This window comes from Paenirhizobium daejeonense, from assembly GCF_014280875.1.
GTDB lineage: Bacteria > Pseudomonadota > Alphaproteobacteria > Rhizobiales > Rhizobiaceae > Allorhizobium > Allorhizobium daejeonense.
This window is the reverse complement of record NZ_JACLAL010000002.1, coordinates 88,406-112,537: the sequence shown is the minus strand read 5'-3', so window position 1 is coordinate 112,537 and position 24,132 is coordinate 88,406. Positions and strand designations below refer to the sequence as shown.

The 24,132-nt window shown below is 61.5% G+C and carries 24 protein-coding genes; 10 read left to right on the top strand and 14 right to left on the bottom strand.

Annotated features, from left to right (window positions below; all coding sequences use genetic code 11):
* Nucleotides 1-110: 110 nt before the first annotated feature.
* The 3 genes from H4I99_RS04200 to rpe form a co-directional block, all read right to left on the bottom strand.
* Entirely contained in the window at nucleotides 111-524 is a 414-nt protein-coding gene (locus tag H4I99_RS04200; RefSeq protein ID WP_244624908.1) for a hypothetical protein, read from the bottom strand.
* 110 nt (nucleotides 525-634) lie between these two features.
* A complete protein-coding gene (locus tag H4I99_RS04195; protein ID WP_244624907.1) occupies nucleotides 635-1,366 on the bottom strand; it encodes a DUF2259 domain-containing protein in 732 nt (243 codons plus the stop codon).
* Nucleotides 1,363-2,040: a ribulose-phosphate 3-epimerase gene (gene rpe, locus H4I99_RS04190; protein ID WP_163899411.1), complete on the bottom strand. Its 678-nt coding sequence runs from the start codon at nucleotides 2,038-2,040 to the stop codon at nucleotides 1,363-1,365. Before rpe ends, H4I99_RS04195 begins: the two co-directional genes overlap by 4 nt.
* 154 nt (nucleotides 2,041-2,194) lie before the next feature.
* On the opposite strand from rpe, the gene H4I99_RS04185 reads away from it, so the two are divergent.
* Nucleotides 2,195-2,959 (top strand): SDR family NAD(P)-dependent oxidoreductase, encoded by a 765-nt coding sequence (locus H4I99_RS04185; RefSeq protein ID WP_163899410.1) that lies wholly within the window; start codon nucleotides 2,195-2,197, stop codon nucleotides 2,957-2,959.
* A 23-nt stretch (nucleotides 2,960-2,982) separates the two neighbouring features.
* On the opposite strand, the gene H4I99_RS04180 is transcribed toward H4I99_RS04185, so the two are convergent.
* Nucleotides 2,983-4,053 carry an ABC transporter substrate-binding protein gene (locus H4I99_RS04180; protein ID WP_163899408.1) on the bottom strand — a complete coding sequence of 357 codons (1,071 nt, stop codon included), beginning with the start codon at nucleotides 4,051-4,053 and terminating at the stop codon, nucleotides 2,983-2,985.
* A gap of 192 nt (nucleotides 4,054-4,245) precedes the next feature.
* Here H4I99_RS04180 and H4I99_RS04175 point away from each other — a divergent pair, with 192 nt between their 5' ends.
* From H4I99_RS04175 to H4I99_RS04145, 7 genes are read left to right on the top strand one after another with little or no spacing between them, the layout of a single operon-like run.
* Nucleotides 4,246-4,740 carry a flavin reductase gene (locus H4I99_RS04175; RefSeq protein WP_163899407.1) on the top strand — a complete coding sequence of 165 codons (495 nt, stop codon included), beginning with the start codon at nucleotides 4,246-4,248 and terminating at the stop codon, nucleotides 4,738-4,740.
* Between the two features lie 25 nt (nucleotides 4,741-4,765).
* Nucleotides 4,766-5,695, top strand: a complete 930-nt coding sequence (locus tag H4I99_RS04170; RefSeq protein ID WP_163899405.1) for an AAA family ATPase — start codon at nucleotides 4,766-4,768, stop codon at nucleotides 5,693-5,695.
* 3 nt (nucleotides 5,696-5,698) lie between these two features.
* Nucleotides 5,699-6,955 carry a vWA domain-containing protein gene (locus tag H4I99_RS04165; protein WP_163899403.1) on the top strand — a complete coding sequence of 419 codons (1,257 nt, stop codon included), beginning with the start codon at nucleotides 5,699-5,701 and terminating at the stop codon, nucleotides 6,953-6,955.
* A 2-nt stretch (nucleotides 6,956-6,957) separates the two neighbouring features.
* Nucleotides 6,958-7,287: an XdhC family protein gene (locus tag H4I99_RS04160; RefSeq protein WP_163899401.1), complete on the top strand. Its 330-nt coding sequence runs from the start codon at nucleotides 6,958-6,960 to the stop codon at nucleotides 7,285-7,287.
* Nucleotides 7,287-7,994, top strand: coding sequence for an XdhC family protein (locus H4I99_RS04155; RefSeq protein WP_163899399.1), 708 nt, complete (start codon nucleotides 7,287-7,289; stop codon nucleotides 7,992-7,994). Before H4I99_RS04160 ends, H4I99_RS04155 begins: the two co-directional genes overlap by 1 nt.
* Nucleotides 7,991-9,625 (top strand): NTP transferase domain-containing protein, encoded by a 1,635-nt coding sequence (locus H4I99_RS04150; protein WP_163899397.1) that lies wholly within the window; start codon nucleotides 7,991-7,993, stop codon nucleotides 9,623-9,625. Before H4I99_RS04155 ends, H4I99_RS04150 begins: the two co-directional genes overlap by 4 nt.
* 5 nt (nucleotides 9,626-9,630) lie before the next feature.
* Nucleotides 9,631-10,044, top strand: a complete 414-nt coding sequence (locus H4I99_RS04145; RefSeq protein ID WP_163899395.1) for a TfoX/Sxy family protein — start codon at nucleotides 9,631-9,633, stop codon at nucleotides 10,042-10,044.
* On the opposite strand, the gene H4I99_RS04140 is transcribed toward H4I99_RS04145, so the two are convergent.
* From H4I99_RS04140 to H4I99_RS04115, 6 genes are all read right to left on the bottom strand, one after another.
* Entirely contained in the window at nucleotides 10,006-10,413 is a 408-nt protein-coding gene (locus tag H4I99_RS04140) for an NUDIX domain-containing protein (protein WP_163899393.1), read from the bottom strand. The genes H4I99_RS04145 and H4I99_RS04140 overlap by 39 nt on opposite strands.
* A 30-nt stretch (nucleotides 10,414-10,443) precedes the next feature.
* Nucleotides 10,444-11,931: a DEAD/DEAH box helicase gene (locus tag H4I99_RS04135; protein WP_163899391.1), complete on the bottom strand. Its 1,488-nt coding sequence runs from the start codon at nucleotides 11,929-11,931 to the stop codon at nucleotides 10,444-10,446.
* A 146-nt stretch (nucleotides 11,932-12,077) separates the two neighbouring features.
* Nucleotides 12,078-12,701 carry a LysE family translocator gene (locus H4I99_RS04130; protein ID WP_163899389.1) on the bottom strand — a complete coding sequence of 208 codons (624 nt, stop codon included), beginning with the start codon at nucleotides 12,699-12,701 and terminating at the stop codon, nucleotides 12,078-12,080.
* A 51-nt stretch (nucleotides 12,702-12,752) separates the two neighbouring features.
* Nucleotides 12,753-14,105 carry a M23 family metallopeptidase gene (locus H4I99_RS04125; protein ID WP_163899387.1) on the bottom strand — a complete coding sequence of 451 codons (1,353 nt, stop codon included), beginning with the start codon at nucleotides 14,103-14,105 and terminating at the stop codon, nucleotides 12,753-12,755.
* A 109-nt stretch (nucleotides 14,106-14,214) separates the two neighbouring features.
* Complete coding sequence (locus tag H4I99_RS04120; RefSeq protein ID WP_163899385.1) at nucleotides 14,215-15,039, bottom strand: ferritin-like domain-containing protein; 825 nt, start codon at nucleotides 15,037-15,039, stop codon at nucleotides 14,215-14,217.
* 17 nt (nucleotides 15,040-15,056) lie between these two features.
* The gene (locus tag H4I99_RS04115; protein WP_163899383.1) at nucleotides 15,057-15,524 is read right to left on the bottom strand and encodes a peroxiredoxin; all 468 of its coding nucleotides are present in this window, start codon (nucleotides 15,522-15,524) and stop codon (nucleotides 15,057-15,059) included.
* 125 nt (nucleotides 15,525-15,649) lie between these two features.
* Between H4I99_RS04115 and H4I99_RS04110 the strand changes: the two genes are divergently transcribed.
* Complete coding sequence (locus tag H4I99_RS04110) at nucleotides 15,650-19,096, top strand: AsmA-like C-terminal region-containing protein (RefSeq protein ID WP_163899381.1); 3,447 nt, start codon at nucleotides 15,650-15,652, stop codon at nucleotides 19,094-19,096.
* Nucleotides 19,097-19,168: 72 nt separating this feature from the next.
* Here the strand turns inward: H4I99_RS04110 and H4I99_RS04105 are convergent, their stop codons facing one another.
* Together H4I99_RS04105 and tyrS are read right to left on the bottom strand one after the other, a co-directional pair.
* Complete coding sequence (locus tag H4I99_RS04105; RefSeq protein WP_163899379.1) at nucleotides 19,169-19,561, bottom strand: GFA family protein; 393 nt, start codon at nucleotides 19,559-19,561, stop codon at nucleotides 19,169-19,171.
* A 125-nt stretch (nucleotides 19,562-19,686) separates the two neighbouring features.
* Nucleotides 19,687-20,943, bottom strand: a complete 1,257-nt coding sequence (gene tyrS / locus H4I99_RS04100) for a tyrosine--tRNA ligase (RefSeq protein ID WP_163899377.1) — start codon at nucleotides 20,941-20,943, stop codon at nucleotides 19,687-19,689.
* A 150-nt stretch (nucleotides 20,944-21,093) separates the two neighbouring features.
* On the opposite strand from tyrS, the gene H4I99_RS04095 reads away from it, so the two are divergent.
* The gene (locus H4I99_RS04095) at nucleotides 21,094-22,218 is read left to right on the top strand and encodes an anhydro-N-acetylmuramic acid kinase (protein WP_164490787.1); all 1,125 of its coding nucleotides are present in this window, start codon (nucleotides 21,094-21,096) and stop codon (nucleotides 22,216-22,218) included.
* A gap of 6 nt (nucleotides 22,219-22,224) precedes the next feature.
* On the opposite strand, the gene H4I99_RS04090 is transcribed toward H4I99_RS04095, so the two are convergent.
* Both H4I99_RS04090 and H4I99_RS04085 read right to left on the bottom strand, forming a co-directional pair.
* Nucleotides 22,225-23,088, bottom strand: a complete 864-nt coding sequence (locus tag H4I99_RS04090; protein ID WP_163899375.1) for a patatin-like phospholipase family protein — start codon at nucleotides 23,086-23,088, stop codon at nucleotides 22,225-22,227.
* Between the two features lie 155 nt (nucleotides 23,089-23,243).
* Nucleotides 23,244-23,921: an alpha/beta hydrolase gene (locus tag H4I99_RS04085; protein ID WP_099058020.1), complete on the bottom strand. Its 678-nt coding sequence runs from the start codon at nucleotides 23,919-23,921 to the stop codon at nucleotides 23,244-23,246.
* Nucleotides 23,922-24,132: the final 211 nt, after the last annotated feature.

Genomic DNA, 24,132 nt, shown 5'->3' with positions numbered 1-24,132 from the left:
GGCTGGCGATGGCGCCTGCTTGACGCCTGATCAGATACTCGGTCGAACACCGGGAGGGTCGGCTGGCCGGAGCTTTTGTCAGGCGCTCTTAGCAAAGAAGCCCGGCAATCTCAACGGTTGCGGCGCGCAAGCCAGAGGCTTGCTGCAACCAGCAGTGCGACGCCGAAGGGAAAGTAGTGCCGGCTGCCGAGTGCGGTGAACTGGTAGACGGCGGAGGCGGAGGTGAAGGCGAACTGGAATGTCCAGATCACGGTGCCGAAGGGCGCATGCCATTGGGCGTAGAACATGCGGTATTGCAGGGCGAAGAGAAGCGCCGTTGCGCCGAGTGTACCGCAGGAGAGGAAGAGGAAGGCGGCCGCAAACCGCGTTTCCGGGCGTCGGCGGAAACTGAAGAAGCCGATAATTGGGAGGGCGAGCAGCCAACCGATCGCCCCGCCTGAAAAATAGAGGCCGAAGAGCGCGGGCGTATGCCCGCTGTCCAGACGTTCCATGCCGTAAAGCGACAGGCCGAGGACCGCTGCCATGAGGGCACCCCAGACCAGCGCACCCGCGAACCAGAGCCCTACGGGAGGGCGGGCGGCGGCCAACCGGTCGCGTATGGTTGTTTGAGGCTTGGGGAGAGCTATGTCCGTCATCAGGGGTGGGCGGGAACGGCGATCCAGCGCCCGTTATGGCCCTCGAAGCCGAGGCTCAGCACGTTGACGAGCGCCATGTGGATCGGAGCGCCGGCAAGAGGAGAATAGGTCACGACGCCGCCGATCCTGTAACCGACAGTGCATCGGCGGCTTTCGGGAATGTCCGTGCCGTCCGCATGCACGATCTCATCCGCCGGCTCGCCGTTCTTCTCGCTGAACGTCAGCCTGAAGGCCTTGAGCGTATTGATGAAATCGCGGCATCGCTGGGGCGAGGCGACGGTGAATTCCTCGATCTTCAGGGTGTAGGGCTTGCCGAAGGCGGGATCGGCGGGATGTTCGAGATAGCGTAGCTCGTCTTTCGGCGCACCGATCTCGGTGATCGGACTGAAAGCCGCCAACTCGCCCGGCCTGTCGAGAATCCCATGTTCGGAGAGGAGCGGTGTGGCCTTTTCCATCGCCTCGCGGCGTGCGGTCGCGATGCTTTCCGTGTCGCGTTCCACGCCTGTGCGGATCGGTGTTCCGGGCAGGAAGCTGTCCTTTACGGTATCGATGAAGAAAATGGTCGAGTAGGCCAGTCCCGAACCGTCATTGATGCCGAATTCCTCGAAGGCGTAGATGCCGCCGTCTTTAGAAAAGCCGAGCGACTGGAAGCTGGAGAAATCGGCGGCCATGGCCGGCAGGGCGACGAAAGCCGTCGCAACACCTGCCAGCCATGTCCTGCAATAGTTCAACGGCGTCCCTCTTCCGCGGCCTTGCGCAGACTGTCGACCGTCTTGCGATAATCGTCAACGCCCTGACCCTTGTAGATGGCCGAACCGGCGACGAGGACATTGGCGCCGGCAGACGTCACGAGTGCCGCATTTTCCGCGGTCACGCCGCCGTCGACTTCGAGATCGATCGGACGGTTGCCGATCATCAGATTTGCCTTGGCGAGCTTTTCGGTCATGGCGGGAATGAACTTCTGGCCGCCGAAGCCGGGGTTGACGCTCATGATGAGCAAGAGGTCGAGGTCGTCGAGAACATGTTCGATCGCCGAGAGCGGCGTTGCTGGGTTCAGCGAGACGCCCGCCTTCTTGCCGAGCGAGCGGATCTTCTGCAGTGAGCGATGCAGGTGTGGGCCAGCCTCGGCATGGACGGTGATGACATCGCAGCCGGCATCGGCGAAGGCTTCGAGAAAGGGGTCGGCCGGCGAGATCATCAAATGGCAATCGAAGACCGCCTTGGTAAAGGGGCGCAGCGCCTTGATGACGGCGGGGCCGTAAGAGATGTTGGGAACGAAATGGCCGTCCATGACATCGAGATGGATCCAGTCTGCGCCGGCTTCGACCACGTCGGCGACTTCATCACCGAGCCGGGCGAAGTTTGCAGCGAGGATCGAGGGGGCGATCTTGAGGGGGCGTGTCATGGCGGATGCTCCGGAATTGCTGACTTTTCGGCCTGCCCATAGCACCGCCCGGCCAGCCCGGCAACTCTTCGAAAGTCTGCCATGAACGAGGCCGGCTTGACCTTGGCTTGATCCTTCTCCATCCCTCGTGACGAGGAGCAACAGGAGGAGAGACATGGGACGTTCCGCGATCATCACCGGCGGCAGCAGCGGCATCGGCAGGCATCTCGCAATTGCATTCGCGCAGGCGGGATATCGGGTGGCCTTTACGCATCGCAATGACGGAGCCGCCGCCGTAGAGGTCGTCGCCGAGATTACCGGTGCCGGCGGTCAGGTCCGCGCGTTTTCCTCCGATGTCGGCGATCCGGCTTCCGTTACGGCGTTCATGGATGAGGCCTGCGACTGGTTCGGCGATGCGCCGGATGTTCTCGTCAACAATGCCGGTATCCAGACATGGGCTCCGCTGCTGGAATTGTCCGAGGAGCGGTGGGATGCCGTGATCCGCACCAACCTGACCGGCACCTTTCTCAATACGCGGGAAGTGGGGCGGCGCTTGGTAGCGGCCGGCAAGGGCGGTTCCATCATCAATCTGGGCTCCGGCTGCAACAAGCTCGCCTTTCCGAAGCTCGTCGACTACACGGCGTCCAAGGGTGGCGTCGAACAGTTCACCAAGGTAGCGGCCGTGGAGCTCGGTCCGCACGGAATCCGCGTCAATTGCGTGGCTCCCGGCGCTATCGAGACGGAACGCACCCGCGCCGAGGCGCCCGATTATGCCGAGACATGGGGCAGCGTGACGCCGTTGCGCCGGGTCGGTACGCCAGCCGATATTGCGGGACCGGTGCTGTTTCTTGCGGGTCAGGAGGCCGGGTTCGTGACCGGGCAGACAATCTGGGTCGATGGCGGTGTCTTCACGCAGGCCTTCTGGCCCTATCCGTCATGACAGTCTGCCAACTGGCTTGATTGTCACTGGGTCGAGGGCGGCGCTTCAATGAAGCCGCCCTTGCGCCATTCCATCAGACGATAGGGATTGTCCGCGAGTTCATGGCCTGTCGAAAAGGTGATCGGGCCGATCGGGGTGTCGAAAGCCGTATCGACCAGCGTGTCGGCAAGGGGCGAACCCATAGCGCTGGACAGGGCAGCGGCGTCCGCAAGAATGGAAACTGCAGCCTCGGCGGGTTGCACATAGCCTTCACGCGGCAATTCGGCGGAGGTGCCGTTCTGCGGTGGTCCTCCTACGACATAGGGGAGCAGGACGGCGCGTACGCCTTCGGCAAGCGGTACCGGCTGATCCGCAGCATTCAGAGCTTCGCCGCCCAGAAAACCGAGTTCGATCTTTTCCACCGCGGCGTCGCGTGTAATGATCGAGATATCTGTGCGGTCGCCGCCGACGAAGACCTTGGTCACACCGGCCTTGCGCAGACGGCGAACAAGCGAGATCTGCTGTTCCTGTCCAGGACGGAAAGTGTCGGTGAAAACCGGCTTCAATCCATGGGTCTCAAGGCCGTTGCGGATGGCATCGGCCAGCTCGCGGCCGTGGATCGTGCCGTCCTCGATCAAGGCGATGGCATCGCTCGTCCAGTCACGAAGGATGATTTCGGTGAGCTTCTGAGCCTCGTCTTCGGTCGTGGGCGCAAGGCGGAAGAGTGGCCAGCCGTTCTTGATGGCGTCCTCCATCACGCCTTTCCAGCGCACGGAAAGCGTGATCGCCGGTATCGCGGCTTCCTTCAGCGGTGCAAGCGCGCCGTCGAGGCTTTCCGAGCAGAGGAAGCCGATGGCGGCGGTCGCGCCGGCCTCGCGAATTCTAGCAGCGACCTGAGGGCCGCTTCCAACTTCGCAACTCTCGTCGATCAGAGCGAGTTCAATGCCGAGTCGGTCGGCGGAGATCTTTGCGCCGAGACGCACTTCATCGCCCAATGTCACGAAGTTTCCCGATTGAGGAGCGACCACCGCGATCCTCAGCGGAGCGGCGGCGAGCGGCGCGGCAAGACCGGTCAACGCGACAAAGGTCAGCGGCAGGAAGCGATGAGGGTTCATTCTTGTTTCGGTTTTTCCGGATACGACGTTAAGCCATTGAGACTTGCCTAGTCTAACCGCTCCATGACGGAAACTGCAATGCGGTGCAATAACTGGCGGTCTTCAGGGTAAAAACCGTCTGTTTGGGAAAAGGTAAAACTTGCCCGGCATAGTACGGTCGGATAGAGGCTTAGGCCAATCGCGGAGAGTGAAGTGTTGAACACGCAGCAGATTGATCCGGTCGTCTATCGGGAAGCGATGAGCCGCTATGCGGGTCATGTCCAGCTCATCACTACGGAGCATGGCGGCATCCGCCGTGGCGTGACGATCACCGCAGCATGCTCTGTTTCGGACCATCCGCCGACCGTTCTCGCCTGCCTGAACAATACCAATGAAAAGAATGCCGTGTTCTTCGAAAGCGGGTTCTTCGCCCTGAATACGCTGGGTGCGCATCATCGTGACCTTGCCAACGGCTTTGCCGGTTTCGGCTGCCTCTCCGTCGATGAGCGCTTTGCGCTTGGCGAATGGCAAAGGCTGGTCACTGGCGCTCCGGTGCTGTCAGACGCCATCGTCTCCTTTGATTGCCGGGTTACGGACACCAAGGTCACGGCGACCCATACCGTGCTTTTCGGCGAGGTGAAGGCGGTGCATTTCGGGGCCAGGGAGGCGTCGCTGATCTATCTGGACCGCAGCTACCACAGCCTGTAAGCTCCTCCCAAAAAGAGGAGGAAGGATGCCTGAGACGTCCTCAACAAACCTGCCGGGATCGATCGATGCCGTCGTCGACCTTCTCGCGGAGCATGACTATCTCGCCGGTCGGCCGCTGGCCACGGTTCTCTTCCTTGCCCTTCGCATGCAGCGACCGCTCTTCCTGGAGGGCGAGGCCGGTGTCGGCAAGACCGAGATTGCCAAGGTGCTGGCATCCGCGCTCGACCGGCCGCTGATCCGCCTCCAGTGCTATGAAGGCCTCGATGTTGCATCGGCCGTCTATGAATGGAACTACCCGGCGCAGATGCTGGAGATACGCCTGTCCGAGGCCGCGGGCGTTTCCGACCGTGACCGAATGGAACACGATATCTTCTCCGCCCGCTATCTGATCCGCCGTCCGGTGCTGCAGGCGCTTGAGAGCGAGCCCGGCCGTGCCCCGGTTTTCCTGATCGATGAACTCGACCGCACGGACGAGGCCTTCGAAGCCTTTCTTCTGGAGGTGCTGTCCGATTTTCAGGTGACGATCCCCGAATACGGAACCGTGAAAGCAACGGAAAAGCCGATCGTCATCGTTACCAGCAACCGGACGCGCGAGGTGCATGACGCTTTGAAACGGCGCTGCCTCTATCATTGGGTCGATTATCCGAAGGCTGCCGAGGAACTGGCGATCATCCGGCGCAAGGTGCCCGGCTGCAACGAGCAGCTTTCGCGCCAGATCGTCGCCTATGTGCAGAAGCTGCGCACGCTGGACCTTTTCAAGAACCCCGGCGTTGCCGAGACGATCGACTGGGCAACGGCTCTCACCGAACTAGACCGGTTGGCGCTCGATCCGGAAACCATCGCCGACACGCTCGGCACGCTTTTGAAATATCAGGACGACATCGCCCGCATTCAGGGCTCGGAAGGCCAGAAGGTTCTTTCCGAGGTGAAGGCGGAGCTTCTGGCGGCGGGTTGAGCCATGGAGATTTCGGCCGGCCGGGATGGGATCGTGATGCCGCCGCCGGTAGCTGGCGACGGTAGGCTTGCCGACAATATCGTGCACTTTGCCCGCGTGTTGCGCAGGGCTGGTCTGAAACCGGGGCCGGGGGCGGTGCTCGATGCCATCGCTGCGGTCGACGCCATCGGTATCGGATCGCGTGAGGAGTTTCATGCGGCGCTCGGTGCGATCTTCGTCAACCGGCATGAGGACCAGCCGGTCTTCGACGAGGCCTTCAGGTTGTTCTGGCGTTCGCGGGATCTGGTTGCCAAGATGATCGCGATGATGTCGCCTGTTGCTGCCGATCTCAGCGAACGAGAGAAGGCAAAGGCCGGGGCTTCCCGAGTGAGCGATGCGCTTTATGCTGAACGCGAGCGGCGGCAGGAACCGCGCGACGAGCCGGATATCGAAATCGATGCGCGCTTCACGACTTCAGGCTCGGAAGTGCTGCGCCGGTTGGATTTCGCCCAGATGTCCGCAGCCGAACTTTCTCAGGCGCGGCGCGAGATCGAGAGGCTGGCCATGCCGTTCGATACCGTGCGCGTGCGCCGTTTTCGCCCATCCCGCCGGCCGGGAGATGTCGATGCGCGGGCGACAATGCGTGCGGCTCTGCGCAGCGGCGGCGATGTTATCCTGCCGAAGTTCAGGGCGCGTCGCACCGAACAGCCGCCGCTGGTCATTCTTGCCGATATCTCGGGTTCGATGAGCCAGTACACCCGCATCTTCCTGCATTTCCTGCATGTGCTGACGGAGCGCCGCCGTCGCGTCCACACATTCCTGTTCGGCACGCGGCTCACCAATGTCACGCGCCAGATGAAGAACCGCGATCCTGACGAGGCGATCGCGCAATGCAGTGGCGCGGTCAGCGACTGGTCCGGCGGCACGCGAATCGGGGAGACGCTCAGGCTCTTCAACCGGCAATGGGCTCGGCGCGTGCTCGGGCAGGGGGCGGTGGTCCTGCTGATCACTGACGGTCTGGAGAGGGAGGATGTGGCGATGCTCGCGGCAGAGACGGACCGGCTGCATCGCTCCTGTCGGCGGCTGGTCTGGCTCAATCCCCTCCTGAGGTTTGAGGGTTTCGAGGCGCGGGCGCGGGGCGTCAGGGCGATGCTTCCCCATGTCGATGAACTGCGTTCCGTGCATAATCTCGATTCGCTTGCCGACCTGGTCGCAGCCCTTTCCGGGCCGATGCAGGGCGATGCCGATCCAAAACGTTTCCTGAAGACGATGAGGGCTTGAACATGACGGTCATTGCAGGGCGGATGGATCCGCTGCTCGTTGCCGAGGAATGGAAAGGCAAGGGGCGCGCCGTGGCGATTGCGACCGTTGTCGAGACCTGGGGATCGGCGCCGCGCCCGGTCGGCAGCCATCTGGTGATCGATGCCGATGGCAATTTCGAGGGCTCCGTCTCCGGTGGCTGCGTGGAGGGGGCGGTCATTACCGAGGCGCTTGACGTGCTGCAATCGGGCGAACCGCGGATGCTCGAATTCGGTGTGGCGGACGAGACGGCCTGGAGGGTCGGGCTTTCCTGCGGTGGTCGAATCCGCGTTTACGTCGAAAGGCTCGGCTGATGGATCCGGTGAACCTGAAAAAGCTGAACGAATCCCGGCTGGCACGACGCGCGGCCGTGCTGATGACCGATCTTGACGATGGCCGTGACCGGCTTGTGGTCGAGGGAGAAACCGTCATCGGACCGCTGGGAGCGGAGATCGGGCAAAGGCTGCTGTCCGGCAAATCCGGTCTGGTCGATCTGGAGGGGCGCAGCTTTTTCCTCAACGTACACCTCCCTCCACCGCGCATCGTGGTGATCGGCGCGGTCCATATCAGTCAGGCGCTCTGTCCCATGGCCGAGATTGCTGGCTACGACATCACCGTGATCGATCCTCGTACCGCCTTTGCGACGCCTGAGCGCTTCTCAGGCGTCGACCTCGTGGCGGACTGGCCGGAAGATGCGTTGAAGGAGCGGCCGCTCGATCGCTACTGCGCGATGGTTGCTGTCACCCATGATCCGAAGATCGACGACTTTCCTCTCGTCGCCGCGCTGAAAGCAGACTGTTTCTATGTCGGCGCGCTCGGCAGTCGCAAGACCCACGCGAAACGGGTGGAGCGGTTGAAAGAGCAGGGTCTCTCCGAGGAGCAGATCGCTCGTATCTCCGCGCCGGTGGGGCTTGACATCGGCGCCGCCACACCTGCCGAAATCGCGGTATCCGTGCTTGCGGAGGTTATCCAGTCCTTTCGGCGCCGGTCGCTTGGCGTCGCGGTGAGCGAGGCGGCATGATCTTCGGGGAATTCCCGCTGGAAGGGGCTGAAGGCCTTGTGCTGGCGCATTCTGTGCAATTGCCGCCCGGCCGGCTGCCGAAGGGCCATAGGCTTTCCGGATCGGATCTCTCCCGTCTTTCCGAAGCGGGCATTCGTACCATCATCGCCTGTCGGCTCGAGGATGGCGATCTCGGCGAAGACGAGGCGGCGGGGCGTCTTGCTGCTGGCATTAGCCTCGATCACCTGCGGATGTCCGAGCCGGCGACGGGTCGGGTGAATTTCTACGCCACCTGCAACGGCCTTTTCGTGGCAAGCCGGGAACTGGTCGACCGATTCAACCGCGTCGACCCGGCAATCACCTTCGCGTGTCTGGCAGATCATAGCGACGTGCGCGAAGGCGATCTCGTCGCGACGGTGAAGATCATCCCGCTCGGCGTTTCCGGCGCGAGCGTGGCAAGTGCGTTGTCCATCCTTGCCGAAGGGCGGGCCATCGAACTCAAACCCTATCGTCCGCGCAACGTCGCCCTGATCGCGACGCAGCTGCCGTCGCTGAAGACCTCCGTCATGGACAAGACCGCTCGGATTCTGGAACAGCGCCTTGCCGCGTCTGGCAGCCGGTTGGTCGGTGAATGGAGGGTGGCGCACCGGGCGGATGCGGTTGCAGGCGCTATCGAGGATGCCTTGCGCCTGCAACCGGCCGATCCGCCGCTCGTTGTCGTCTTCGGGGCATCGGCCATGTGCGATCCGGTCGATGTCATCCCGGAATCGATCCGCATGGCGGGAGGAACAGTCGATCAGGTCGGGCTGCCGGTCGATCCCGGAAATCTGCTGGTGCTGGGTCATGTCGGGGAAATTCCCGTCATCGGTGCGCCGGGCTGCGCCCGTTCGCCGAAGGAAAACGGCTTCGACTGGGTCTTGAACCGGATTCTCGCCGGTGAAAATCCTGATGCGCTGGAACTGACAGGGCTTGGTGTCGGAGGCTTGCTGATGGAAATTCCCAGTCGTCCGCTGCCGCGTGAGGTTGCAACCTCTGCCGATACGCCCCTCCGTGTCGGCATCATCATCCTGGCGGCGGGCAAGGCGAGCCGGATGGGCGAGGGCGGCCGGCACAAGCTGTTGGCCGAATTCGAGGGCGTGCCGCTGGTGAGGCGCATGGCGGAACGAGCACTCGATGCAGGCAGCGGTCCCGTCGTCCTTGTTGCCGGTTTTCGTGCTTCCGAGATTTCCGCCTGTCTGGAAGGGTTGCCGGTCGATATCGAGGAGAACCGCGATTACGCCAGCGGAATGGCGAGCTCGATCCGTACTGGCCTTGCCGCGGCCTCCCTGCAGGACGTGGAAGGTGTGATGATCCTGCTTGCCGACATGCCGGGGGTCACGCGCGCCGATCTCGAGGAACTGGTGAAGGCATTTCGTAAATCAGGCGGTCGATCCATCGTGCGGGCGGTGGCTGATGGCAAGCGTGGCAATCCGGTCATCCTGCCGCGTGCAACCTTTCCTGCGCTGATGCGGCTCGAAGGGGATATCGGTGCGCGCCATATTATCGAAACTTCGGGCCTGCCGATCATCGACGTCGAGATCGGCGCTGCGGCAAAACTGGATGTCGATACGCCGGAAGCGGTTCTGGCCGCAGGCGGCGTTCTCAAGGGTTGATCGCAATGGACAATGTCGAGATAGAAGAGATGTTTCAGTCGGTTGGGCCTGTCTCCATCCGGCGGATGTTCGGAGGAAAGGGCATTTATCGCGACGGCGTGATTTTTGCGCTCGACCTGTTCGACGAGATCATGCTGAAGGCGGACAACGACAGCGCGCCGCGTTTCGAAGAGGCGGGTGCCCGGCAATGGGTTTACCAGCGGGAGGGCAAAAGCCCCGTCGCGATGCCCTACTGGTCGATCCCTGATGACGCGTATGACGATCCCGACGAAATGGCGAAGTGGGTGCGGCTCGCCTTCGAGGCAGGACTGAGGGCCGAGGCATCGAAGGCGAAGCCTGCGCGATCAAAACCGGCCAAGCCAAAGTCCGCCAAGCAGAAGTCAGCGAAGAAAAGGCAGGATGGCGCTGGTGAAGGCTGAGAGCGGCTGGGGCAGCGCGTCGAGGTCGAACCAGCCGAAATCCGAAAGCTTGTCCGGTTCGGTCAGTTGTGGTTCGCCTGAAAAGTCTTCGGTCCGGTAAAGCAGCGAAACCCAATGCTGCCGGTCAGTATCGATGATCTGCTCGGTAGTCGCAAGAAAGCCGATCTTGCCGATGGCGAGGCCTGTTTCTTCCTCAGCCTCGCGGCGGGCGGCCTGCTCGGCCGGTTCCATATGGTCGACCTTGCCGCCAACAATATTCCAGAAACCCGCTTCAGGGGCCTTCCGGCGACGGTATAGCAGCAGCTTGCCATCGCGCAGGATGGCAAGGCCGACACCGAGGCCGGGAAAATCGATGCCGGGCTGGGTCATGAGCGTACGCTCTCGAAAAGGTGAGTTCCGTCAGACCTTCGCGTTGGCGACAATCAGCATGAAGGCCGGAATGTCGTCGCCGAAGCCGACGGGCGTCGGGCCGTCGTCATGGTCACGGTAGTGGTTGCGGCGACGTTCGCGATGATCGTCGTTAGCCGGGTTCGGGCGGCTATTGCGATTGGCGTCACGGCCACGCTTTTCGGACCTGCGTTCGTTCGCCACTGCTTCCACCTTTGCCTCTTCCACTTCTTCCGTGATGACTGCAGTCTGTTCGCTGCGTGTTTCGGTTTTATGACTGCCGCGACGGTCGCGACCCTTATCCTTGTCCTTGCCGCCGTTGCGCTTGCCGCGACGGTCGTCATAGGGTTCCGCAGGCGCGGGGAGCGCCGAAAGGTCGCCGTTCAGCCATTCGATCTTCTGGCCGATCAGCTTCTCGATCGCATCGAGGAACTTGGTGTCGCTCTTGGTGACGAGCGAGAAAGCTGCACCCGAACGACCGGCGCGGCCGGTACGGCCGATGCGGTGGACATAGTCTTCCGCGTGGATCGGCAGGTCGAAGTTGAAGACGTGGCTGACGTCCGGAATGTCGAGGCCGCGTGCGGCGACGTCCGATGCGACGAGCAGCTTGATGTTGTTGTCCTTGAAGTTCTGCAGCATGGTCATGCGCGAACGCTGGTCCATGTCGCCATGCAGCGCGCCGACAGAGAAGCCGTGACGGTCGAGCGAGCGGAAGAGGTCGGCCACATCCTTCTTGCGGTTGCAGAAGATGATGGCGTTCTTCAGTTCTTCCTGGGCGCGGATCAGGTCGCGCAGGACGGAGCGCTTCTCGTAATCCTTGTTGTGGGTTGCGACGAGGCGCTGCGTCACGGTCTTTGCGGTCGAGGACGGCGGAGCCACTTCGATGCGCTCGGGGTTCTGCAGGAAGCGATCGGCGAGCTTCTGGATTTCCGGCGGCATGGTGGCCGAGAAGAACAGCGTCTGCCGGGTGAACGGGATCATCTTGGCGATGCGTTCGATATCCGGGATGAAGCCCATGTCGAGCATGCGGTCGGCTTCGTCGATAACCAGAATTTCGACCCCGGTCATCAGCAGCTTGCCGCGCTCGCAATGATCGAGCAGCCGGCCGGGCGTGCAGATCAGAACGTCGGCGCCGCGCTCCAGCTTGCGGTCCTGTTCATCGAACGAGACGCCGCCGATCAGCAGGGCCACATTGAGCTTGTGATTCTTTCCGTACTTTTCGAAGTTCTCGGCAACCTGGGCGGCCAGTTCGCGGGTGGGCTCGAGGATCAGCGTGCGGGGCATCCGGGCGCGAGCTCGACCCTTTTCGAGGAGCGTCAGCATGGGAAGCACGAAGGAGGCGGTCTTGCCCGTTCCCGTCTGTGCGATGCCGAGAATGTCGCGGCGTTGCAGGGCAGGCGGAATGGCTCCGGCCTGGATCGGGGTGGGAATGGTGTAGCCGGCGTCAGTGACGGCTGAAAGTACTTTTTGGCTCAGGCCAAGGTCAGCGAAAGTGGTCAAAGGGAAATCTGTTTCCGTTCCGGTTCTTGCGAACACAATTGCATCGCCCTCGAACGCGGGCGTTAACGTCAGCGCGGGATAGTGCCAAAAAGCCGGAAAGTCAAGGAAACTACGGGATTTGCAGTAACAAAGGATGAACAGTTCCTTCAACTGGCGCGTCGGGTCGCCATTACCGCAATTCCGGCAAGCGCCAATACTGCGCCCGCGCCGCGATTGACCATCCGAACGATACGCGGAGTACGCAGCAACCGGCGCGCGCGCCCTGCGATCCAGACATGGCCGCCGACCACGATCACTTCGACCGCAACGATGGTCGAGGCGAGGCTCAGATAGGTTTCGGTCGTAAAATCCGCGCCGACGAAATTGGGCAGAAGCGCCAGATAGAAGAGCGGCATCTTCGGATTGCCGAGGTTCAACGCGACGGCCGTCAGGCAGACGGTCGCAAGATCGCGGCTACGCTCCTGTGGTGCCGTCTCCGCCACGACGGGTGCTGCGGTCCAGAGCCTGAAACCCATATAGATGAGATAGGCTGCGCCGCCGTAGCGCAGAAGCGTCATCACGAAGCCCATTTCGCTGGCAATCAACGAGAGGCCGAAGGCGGCAAGCGCCAGATAGATCAGGATGCCGATCACCGTGCCGGCGCCATAGGCAATCCCCGATGCTGCGCCGTGGGAAACGGTGCGCGCCATGATCGTCATGTTGTCGGGACCGGGGCTTGCGGCAAAGACGAAGAAGGCGAGTGCGAAGGCCAGAAGGGCATGCGGTTCCATGGCGACTCCTCCGGTGATACTCAAGCGAGAGTACACGCAGGCGATGCGGGGTCAATCGATCAGCGATGTCAGCTTCATGCCGGCGTTGAGAAATTGCATGGGATCCACGGCCTCGCCATTGCGGCGCACTTCGTAGTGGATATGCGGGCCGGTGGAGCGGCCGGTATTGCCGGAATAGCCGATGACGTCGCCGGGATTGACCTCGTCCCCGACCTTGACGACAACCTTCGACATATGTCCGAAGCGGGTGCTGAAACCGAGACCGTGGTCGATCTCGACCATGTTTCCATATCCGCCGGAAGGGCCGGCGGTGACCACCTTGCCGGCGCCTGTCGCACGGATCTCGCCGCCGACGGGCGAACGGAAATCGATGCCGGCATGCATGGCCAGCCTGCCGAAGAACGGATCGAGCCGGTTGCCGAAGCGGCTGGTAATTTCCCGGCCCGGTGCCGGATTGGCAAAGGGCATTCGGATCGCGGTGGCGCGAACGCTTTCGAGCCGGCTGAGTGCCGTATCGAGTTCGTTCAGAGATGAGTTGAAGGCTTCCGCTGCCTGAGGGGCGACATAGGGACCGCCGATGGCGTCCATGCCCGCGTTTTCGTCCACCTGGTCGAGTGGGATGCCGTTGCGCTGCAGGATGCCGGAAATCTGGCTTGCGGTCTCGGAGGCGCCGTCGGCAAGTTTCTGAACACGGTCGATCTGGTCGTGCTCGATATCCTTGAGCGAAAGCGTCATTTGAGAAAAGAGGCGGTCTGAACGGTCTGCGGCAGTGTCTGTTAGCGGTACATAGCCGAGGGCGGACGTCCCTGTTCCGCTGGTCTTTTCCGAAGCCGGTTTGGCCGAGGCCGTCTTGCGACCGAGCAGGTTCTCGATCGCATCCAGTCCGCCGGAAAGGCTTGCCCGCTTGCCGGTGACTTCGGGCTTCTCGTTCGGAACGGGAATGGAGATGGGCAATGCGCCGGCGGCTTCCGCTCGATCGAGCAAGGCGTCCAGTCGGCCATGGCGGGAGGAAAGCGCCATCTGCTGTTCCAGCAGTTTCTCAACCTTTTCCTCGACCACCTGCTGGTCGAGCAGCTGGCGGGAGGTGACACGATCCACCTGGGCCCTGAGGGCTGCGATCCGGTCTTCGTAGTCGTGCTGCATGCGGGCCTGGCGCGCCATGCTGGCGCCGATCAGGTCGTCGCGGAAAACGAGATAGGTCGTTGCGCCGAGATATCCAATCGCCATGACGCCGACGAAGCAGAAGGCAACTGCCGCCATCCAGGGGTGCACCGTCATGTGGCGGATCTTGTCGCCGCGCGCCAGAATCACGACGTGTGGCTGTCTGCGTTTTCCGAAGACCCGATTTCCCGCCGAAGTCGCCACGCGATTTCCCCTGTCCCATCGGCCGTAAGCGCTCTTCATAAGGCCGATGAACGCCGTTCCGGTAACGGTTTTTGCCTGTGGCGATCAGACACCATTAAGGTTAACAAAGGCTTGAAAAAGGTTGTTTGAGCCTTGACCGGCTGAGTTGCTAGTCGCTGTTCTTTGAAGTCAGCGACCGATAGAAGGAAGGCGTGAGGCCGGCTTCGGCGCGGGCGACATCGTTGAACGGAGCCTTGAGGGCGCCGCGGAAATTGGCGCGCACCAGTGCCTTGAAGGTCGCCGCCGGATCGCGCCGTTCGCGGGCGCAGAGGAAGCGGAACCACTTGGCGCCGATCGCCACATGTCCCTTTTCGTCGTCGTAGATGACTTTCAGGACATCGGCGCTTTCGATGTCGCCAGTTTCGCGCATCTTTTCCTGCAGCGAGGGGGTAACGTCGAGGCCGCGGGCTTCCAGAATGAGCGGGACGACTGCAAGCCGCGCCGTCAGGTCGTTCCGGGTTGAATGGGCTGCCTGCCACAGTCCGTCGTGGGCGGGCATGTCGCCATAATCGGCGCCGAGCGCCTTCAGACGCTCGCGAACCATTCGGAAATGCTTGGATTCCTCGAAGGCCACCTGCATCCAGCCGTCGAAGAAGGAATGCGGCACCGGCTCGGTCGCGAATCGCGCGACGATATCAAGTGCGAGATCGACGGCGTTGAGTTCGATGTGGGCGAGCGCATGCAGCATGGCGATGCGGCCGGGCAGGGTGTGCAGGGAGCGCTTTTCCGTCGCCTTAGGTGGTACGAGTTCCGGTTTTGCCGGCCGTCCCGGCCGTTCCGGCAGGTCGGGATCGAGCGGTGAGCGCAGCGACAGGCGGCGTGCATGCCAGCGGCGTGCAGCCTCCTGCGCCAGTTCCGTCTTCTCGTCCAGGTCGGTGCTGAGGATGGCGTAAGTCGCGGCTCCTCGCAGGGAGTTCAATGGATTGACCGTCATGCCGGAAAGACTGCCGTTCACAGCGCGCGAACAGCGTTCAACACGGCTTCGGCATGACCTGGAACCTTGACCTTGCGCCAGATGGCGGCGATTCGGCCTTCCGAATCGATCAGCACGGTAGTGCGCTCGACACCCATATAGGTGCGTCCGTACATGCTCTTTTCCTTCCATACGCCATAGGCGGAAAGCGCGGTCTTCTCCTCATCGGAGGCCAGCACGATGGAAAGATTGTGCTTTCCGGCAAACTTGTCGTGACTTTTGACGCTGTCGGGGGACATGCCGATGATCGTCGCTCCGGCCTTGGAGAATTCCTCGGCCAGGCCTGTAAAGGCAATGGCTTCGGCGGTGCAGCCGCTCGTGTCGTCCTTGGGGTAGAAGTAAAGGACCACGGGCTTGCCGCGAAGTGTGGAAAGCGACACAGAGCCGCCGCCGTCACGCGGCAGAGTGAAATCCGGGGCCTGATCGCCGACTGTCAATTCCGCCATGGGATAACCTTTCTTTTGCCTGTTTTATGGATGATTGTCGTCGCTATCGATATATAGTCCGGACCGAAGTCGTCCAGCACGACTGTGAATATCGGCATCCTTGGACGGAGACAATCGCCAGGCACATGGGAGAAATCCGCGGCGAAAAGATAAGGTTTCGCAAAGAAGACTTCATTCCTCTGCATGAATTGCCTTCGGCCGGCGCCGAGGACCCCATTATCGTGCATTGTCCGCCACGATCGACGCTCGCTGGAGGGGTCGGGCGGTGGTCTCTGGGAATGCTGGCCTTCTTCTTGCTGATGGCCGGCAGCCTGTTTGCGCTGGTCGAGAGCGGCAGCCTTGATTCCGTTCTTTCCAACTTTGCGCGTTCTGCGCTCAATGCCGCTGTAGAGCCTGCATATCGCGCGGATATCGGCGGTACGGCCATCCGATTCGCGGAGGGCTTCCAGCTCGCCATCGAGGCCCGGGATGTTTCGCTCGTCGGCGAGGCTGACAGCAGTCCGATTGCCCAGACCAAATCCGTTCGTCTTATTCTCGACCCGCTGGCGTTGCTAGCAGGCCATGTCAGAGTGCGCGAAATCGAGAGCGAAGGCGTGGCGCTCGATGCTAGGCTACTGCCTGCCAGCGAGCCGCTCGACCTTTCGAAACTTCGGGTCGACAGTATCCCGGCGGTTCTGGAAAACTCCTTTCTTCAACTCGACATGGTGCAATCTTTCATTGCCAAGGGGGGCCTTGATCGGATGCGTGTCGGGGGCCTCGAGATTTCCTCGACCAGCGTCAGCGGCGGTCCACTGACGATCTCCGTGGACGATCTGGCGTTAGAGCGGGGCAAGGATAACTCACTTTCGATCTACGGTGCGATTTCCATCAATGGCCAGCAGACGGAACTGACGGCGCTGACGGTCAACGATGGCGGTCGGGCGCAGTCCCTGACAATGAGAATCGCTGATCTCAGGCTGACCCCCTTCATGCTGAAGCGCGACAAGACGGGCAGTCCAAGGCAGGGGCTGGACGGATCTTCCGAGGTCATCATCTCCGCCAGGCGGGCCGGAGACGGACACCCGCCGTCAATGTCGCTGACGCTGAACAGTCAGGCAGGAACTTTTTACTTCGACGGCAATCCGCAGGAGCTCACTCGTGCCCAGATGAGCTTCGGCTATGACTTTGCCAAGGATACGCTGGAGATTGCTCCGAATTCGCGGATGGAATTCGGGCCGATGGTTCTGCCGCTGTCGGGTGGGCTCATCGATCTAGACCGGCTGCCAGGCAATACGGTTGGTGGCAGTGGGTTCGGCATCGATCTGCTGGTGTCCGAGGGGCTCGCCTCCGTACCCGCCGCCGGAGAAGCGCCCTTTCCCTTCTCGCTCAAGGTTTTCGGCCGCTATGTAAATGAAGCGAAGGAGCTGCAGCTCGATACGCTTTCAGTATCCACTCCGTCCGGAACCATGGATGGCAACCTGCGTATCCGTTTCGGCGGCACAGGACCGGAAATCCAGTTCGATGCGCTTGTCAACAACATGAGGTCTGGCGTCATCAAGCAGCTGTGGCCCTACTGGATGGCGGATAAACCGCGGAAATGGGTGTTGGCCAATGTCTTTGGCGGGACTGTCACGCGGGGGCAGATTTCGGTTTTCATTCCGCAGAACCGCCTGTCCGTCGAGCCTAAGCCGCTGCATCTCGATGCCAACGAACTGAACATCAATTTCGACATCGTCGATGCCCGGATGAACGTTACTGGCGAGATACCTCCGCTGAGGGACATGGACGCCCATTTCGACATGAGCGGCGGCAAGGTCAGCGTCGATATCAAGACTGCGACCTCCTATTTCCCCTCTGGCCGCATGGTGAAGATCGACAGCGGCAGGCTCGGGCTCGAAAACGTCTATGTAAAGCCGTTGATGGCCGACATCGATATCGCCGTTTCCGGTGCTGCCGACGGTGTTGCAGAGCTCGTTTCGTTCAAGCCGATGCGGGCCTTGCAACGGGTGGGGTTTGCGCCGGAAGACTTTTCCGGCACCGTGCACGGCACCGCTCAGGTTCGCCTTGGCTTGATCGCTGATCAGAAGCCGCCGGAGCCGGTATGGAAGGCGAACCTCCAGCTTCAGGGCGTCGATGTCGCCAAGCCTTTTGGCGATCGCAAGATTTCGAACATCGACGGAACGCTCGATGTCGATCCGCGCGCCGCGCGCCTTCAGGCCAAGGCGGGCATCGACGGCGTTCCCATGGAAATCGCCATGACGGAGCCGGTCGATTCCGATTCGGATGTGGCGCGTGAGCGCGTGGTAAAGGCCACTCTCGATAACGCCGCTCGCGCAAAGCTCGTGCCGGGTCTCGACGACATGGTCGACGGGCCTGTCGTCGTCCAGTTGACCCGTCTCGATGAGAAACGGCAGGCGGTGAGCGTCGACCTGAAATCGGCAAACCTGATGGTGCCATGGATCGGCTGGTCGAAGGGGCAGGGCATTAATGCCAAGGCGACCTTCGAAACGACCGAGGCCGACAATGGCGAGACCGACATTAACAAGTTCGTGCTGGATGGCGATGGCTTTGGCGCGAAGGGCAGTCTGGCGACCGGCAAGGACGGGCTGATTTCTGCTGATTTCGCTCGCCTGCAGTTTACGCCCGGCGATGATTTCGCACTGACCCTGCGTTCGGCCAAGGGCGCTTATGACGTCAATATCTCCGGCAAGTCCGCAGATTTTCGCTCGCTCCTGGCCAAGATGAAATCCGACGGACCTGCTGGCTTCGGCGGTGCCGCAGGCGGGGGCAAGGCCGGAGGCGGTGGCGCTGACAGTAACCTGAACCTGCGGCTTCAGGCCAAACTCGATCGTGTCGTCGGCTTTGGCGACGAGGCCATGAGCAATGTGTCGCTGACATATTCCTCACGCGCAGGAAAAACGACGGGGCTCGACGTCTCAGCCGTGACGGATACCGGACAGGCGCTGGTATCGAAACTGCGCAAGCCCGAGGGGCTCAGCGAGATTTCCGTGACCAGCAGCGATGCGGGAGCGCTGAGCCGTTTCATCAATCTCTACGATCACATGGTCGGAGGCCTCCTCAATCTGAAGCTTGCCGAGGGGGCAAACGGGATCTGGAATGGATCGCTCGATATCCGCAATTTCCAGGTGGAGAATGAGCAGCGGCTCCAGTCGATCGTCTCCACGCCGACTGGCGCGAATGGCCAGAGCCTCAATAGTGCCGTTAAACGCAACATTGACGTTAGTACCGCACGGTTCCAGCGGGCCTTTGCTCGCTTGGTCTATTCGGACTCGGCGTTGCGTATCGAAAACGGCATCGTTCGTGGCGAGCAGGTCGGCGCAACGCTTCAGGGAACCGTGCGGGACGCCGATGGGCGGATCGACATGACTGGCACCTTCATGCCGGCCTATGGCCTCAACCGCCTCTTTGCCGAATTGCCGGTGATCGGCGTGCTGCTTGGCAACGGTCGGGATCGCGGGTTGCTCGGCATCACCTTCAAGTTGTCGGGTGCGACCGAGCAGCCGAAGTTGACGATCAATCCGCTGTCGATCATCGCGCCCGGCGTCTTCCGGCAGATCTTCGAGTTCCGGTAATCAGGGTCAAAACTCAATCAGGACAGGTGTTCTGCGCGCAGTATCCTGATTGAGGTTTGACCCCGGAGCGATCTATTCTTCGAATCGGCTCGCGGGCTCGCGGTCCCGTTCATATCGTCTGTCGAGCGGAAATGGCGGCAGCCACGACTCGCGCCGGATGGTCCAGAGTTCGTAGGTGGGCTTGAACTGGTCGAGCTTGTCGAGAGAGCCAAGATTGACCTCGATTTCATCGCCGCTTCGAGAAAAGACGGAGGAGCCGCAGCGGGGGCAGAAGAACCGTCCCGTATAGTCGCGGGTTTCGCCTTTGATAATCACCGACGCTTCCGGGAATATCGCCGAGGCATGAAAGAGGGCTCCGTGATGTTTTCGGCAGTCGAGGCAGTGGCATATGCCGACCCGGTACGGTCGCCCCGAGGCAATGAAGCGGATATTGCCGCACAAACAGCCACCGGTGAATTTCTCCATGCCGCACCTCCTCCCAAATCAGGTCCGTGAGATTGCCGGAAAGAAAAACCGCCCGCAACGGGCGTTGCGAGCGGTTCAATTATCTATCCATGTTTGGCCGTACCAGTGACGGCTGTCCGGCCCGATCAGGCCGGGCGAACCAGAATATGCTTCTTCTTGCCGAGCGAGACCTTGATGACGCCATCGGCGGTGATTTCGCCGCTGCCGATGGTCATGCGCTCGTCGCTGACGGCAGTGTCGTTGATCTTGACCGCACCACCCTGAACATGGCGGCGGGCTTCGCCGTTCGAACCGGCAAGACCGGCGCGTACGATCAGTGAAAGCAGGCCGAGGCCGGCGTCGAGCTCCGCGGCGGGCACCTCGATCGACGGAAGGTTTTCGGCAAGACCGCCTTCCTCGAAGGTCTTGCGAGCGGTTTCCGCTGCCTGTTCGGCGGCTTCGCGGCCGTGCAGCATGGCGGTGATCTCGGTTGCGAGGATCTTCTTGACCTCGTTGATCTCAGAGCCGCCGAGCGCCGCAAGACGAGCGATCTCGTCCATGGGCAGTGTCGTGTAGAGCTTCAGGAAGCGCGCGACGTCGGCGTCTTCCGTGTTGCGCCAGTACTGCCAGAAGTCATAGGCCGACAGCATGTCCGGGTTCAGCCAGACGGCGCCGTTCACCGACTTGCCCATCTTGGCGCCCGAGGACGTGGTGAGCAGCGGCGATGTCAGCGCGTAGAGCTGCTGCGTGCCCATGCGGTGGCCGAGGTCGATGCCGTTGACGATGTTGCCCCACTGGTCGGAGCCACCCATCTGCAGCCGGCAGTCGTAGCGCTTGGCCAGCTCCACGAAGTCGTAGGCCTGCAAAATCATGTAGTTGAATTCGAGGAAGGACAGCGACTGTTCGCGATCGAGGCGGGTCTTCACGCTGTCGAAGGACAGCATGCGGTTGACCGAGAAGTGGCGGCCGACATCGCGCAGGAATTCGAGGTAGTTGAGCGAACGCAGCCATTCGGCGTTGTTGATCATCAGGGCGCCGTCCTTCGGCCCCTTGTCGTAGTCGAGGTAGTTGGCGAAGACGCGCTTGATCGAGGCAATGTTGCTCTCGATCGTGTCGATGGTCATCAGCTGGCGTGCTTCCTCCTTGAAGGAAGGATCGCCGACCATGCCGGTGCCGCCGCCCATCAGCGAGATCGGCTGGTGGCCGGTCGCCTGGAACCAGTGCAGCATCATGATCTGGATGAGGCCGCCGGCATGCAGCGAGGGCGCCGTCGGGTCGAAGCCGATATAGGCCGTGACGCTTTCCTTGCTCAGCAGATCGTCGAGGCCGCTTTCATCGGAAATCTGATGAATGAAGCCGCGCTCATGCATGGTGCGGAGGAAATCGGACTTGAGCTTCGTCATGACCTTGGAACTCTCTGGATCGTGCGGGACATTAAATTTCGCGGCGGCTTTAGCACTGTTTTTTGAAATGTGCACGTCTTTCGGCCATGAATGTTGCTGATGCGACTCATTCGAGCCGAGATCGGAAGCCGTGAAGGACGGGAGGGCAGCGTGAGTGAACTGATGCGGGCAATCGGCCTGATGAGCGGCACATCGATGGACGGAATCGATGTAGCCATGCTGGCGACCGATGGTGAAAACGTCATCGAGCGCGGTCCGTTTCTCGCCGTGCCCTATGCCCCTGCTTTCCGCGAGCGTCTCAAGCAGGGGTTGGAGGATGCAAAAACGATCCGCGTGCGGACGGAGCGTCCGGGTATTCTTGCTGATCTGGAACGGGAACTGACGCTACGCCATGCGGAGGCTGTAAGGCAGTTTCTTGAGTTGAACGGATTGAGCGCCGCCGACATCGACATTCTCGGGTTCCACGGCCAGACGGTGCTGCATCGGCCCGATGAGGCGCTGACGGTGCAGGTCGGTGACGGGGCGCTGCTGGCGGCGGAAACCGGCATCGATGTGGTCTACGACATGCGCGCCAATGACATGGTGCATGGCGGGCAGGGCGCGCCGCTGGTTCCCGCCTATCACGCGGCATTGGCTGAAGGGTTGAAGAATGCCGCATGGCCGGTCTGCTTCGTCAATATAGGCGGCATATCCAACCTGACTTTCCTCGGACGCGATGGCGCGATCATCGCCTTCGACAGCGGACCAGGCAACACGCTGATCGACCAGTGGGTCGAAACCCATGCCGGCGTTCCTTATGATCAGGGCGGAATGATCGCCTCCGAAGGGCGGGTGGTTGCGTCCCTGTTGGAACGCTACCTCGACAATCCGTTCTTCACCGCCGAAAAGCGCCGTTCGCTCGATCGCAATGATTTCCTGCCGCCGGAGGGAGGCGAAGCGGAGCTTTCCGATGGCGCGCGCACACTTGCCTATCTGACGGCTGCCGCGATCCTGAAATCGGCGGGTCATCTGCCGGAAATGCCGAAGACTTTCATCATCTGCGGCGGCGGCCGGCACAATCGCATCATCATGGCGGATCTCAGGGAACTCGCGTCGTATCATGGAGCGGCTGTACTATCCGCCGAAGATGCGGGTTTCGATGGCGATGCCATGGAGGCGGAGGCGTGGGCCTATCTCGCGGCACGTTCGCTGAAGGGGCTGCCGCTGACCTTTCCGGGAACGACCGGTGCGCGCCAGCCTGTGAGCGGCGGCGTCGTGGCCCGGACCCGGAAGTAGGACGTTTCAGCCGGAGAGCAGGTCCGGAAGCCGCTCGGCAAATGTCTCTCCGTCCCGTCGTCCCACCGCGCAGGCGTGACGCAATCCGTCCGCATCGCCGACGGTGAATTTGTCGATCGGGATATCCTCGCTCGGGCCGACGACGATTCGCCCTGCCGCGGAAGGCGGGATCTTGCCGTAGCGGGTCGTCAGCAGCAGTGTTCGACCACCCTCATTCTCGGTTTCCGTGAGCTTGCGGAGGGGTGGATTATCGACCAGTCCGCCATCAAGACAGGCACTGCCGGCTATGTTGCCGACCGGCATGAAGGGCGGCACCGAGGAAGTCGCCATGATCGCGTCGACGAGCATCGCCGGGCTGTCGATCTCATGGGTGGATATCCATGCGGGCTTCAATCCGAGATAGGAACCCGCCTTCGAATGTGCGCCACCGGTGAGGCGCTTCTCGATCTGGTAGGCGGTGATCGAGCCGAGAGCGGCAAGTCCTCCCGGCATCCACGCCGGCGGGAGCGAAAGCTGGATCTGGATCGGCGGCGCGGCGTGTAGCGCAGCCAGTTCCGTCTCGCCGAACTGTTCCGTCAGGAAATCGCGAAACAGTCCGCCGACCACCAGTGGTGAACGCCTCCGGCGCAAGGCGGACCAGTCAATGTCGGGGAGGCCGCGTTCGGCAAAGGCAAAGGCAGCGGCGAGCACACGGTCGCGAACACCGGCAAGGTTCATAGCGCAGTGATAAGCTCCGGCAGAGACGGCAACATAGTAGGCGGGACGTTGGGGATACCGCGCGTTCAGGGCTTCGAAGAAACCGCTCTGCCAGTAGCAGCGGTTTCCGCCTCCGGCAAACCCGATGGCATCGAAGGAAAGGCTTCCGGTCATTGCGGGTCGTATCATTGGCTGGCTGAAAGGGACGATGTCTCAATTGTTCAATTGAGAACTATCTCCATCGCCCTTGTCAATGTTGCTGGGATGACACCGCAAAGAAAAAGGCGCCGGCCTTTCGGTCGACGCCCTTGAACGAATTGTTCTGGTTATCAGCGGATACGCTTGGCAGCCGGTTCCGGCACCAGATCGCCGTCGAGGCGGCGGTCGAGATAGTCCTCGCATTCGGACATGAGTGTTTCCACCTGGCCGTTGAAGAAGTGATTGGCGCCCGGGATCGTCTTGTGGGTGATCAGGATGCCCTTCTGGGTCTTCAGCTTGTCGACGAGGCCCTGGACGTCCTTTTCCGGTGCGACCTTGTCGGAATCGCCATGGATGATGAGGCCGGACGAAGGGCAGGGCGCTAGGAACGAGAAGTCATAGATGTTCGGCTGCGGAGCAATTGACATGAAACCTTCGATTTCCGGCCGGCGCATCAGGAGCTGCATGCCGATCCAGGCGCCGAAGGAATAACCGGCGACCCAGCAGCTCTTCGAGTCGGGATGCAGGCTCTGCACCCAGTCGAGTGCGGAAGCGGCATCCGAAAGCTCGCCTGCACCGTGGTCGAATTCACCCTGGCTGCGGCCGATGCTGCGGAAGTTGAAGCGCAGGGTGGTGAAGCCGCGCTTCTGGAACATGTAGAACAACTGATAGACAATCGGGTTGTTCATCGTTCCGCCGAACTGCGGATGCGGATGCAGGATGATGGCGATCGGCGCGCTCTTCTCCTTGGAGGGCTGGTAACGTCCTTCGAGGCGGCCCGCCGGGCCATTGAAAATCACTTCGGGCATTGAGACTCCGGTCCCTGAGAAAAAATCCGGTTCACCAACTGATGTTTCAGACATCTGACTTGACGAACTAAGTCAGCTTTTCTAAGACTCAGTTTAGAACAGTTCAAAACTGAATGGCTGTCCATCCATGTTGGATCGTGTCATAGGACAAGCCCGGCGGAAATTTCAAGGAAAATGCGCCGGTTGCGGGTTAGGAGCATCAGTAAAGAGC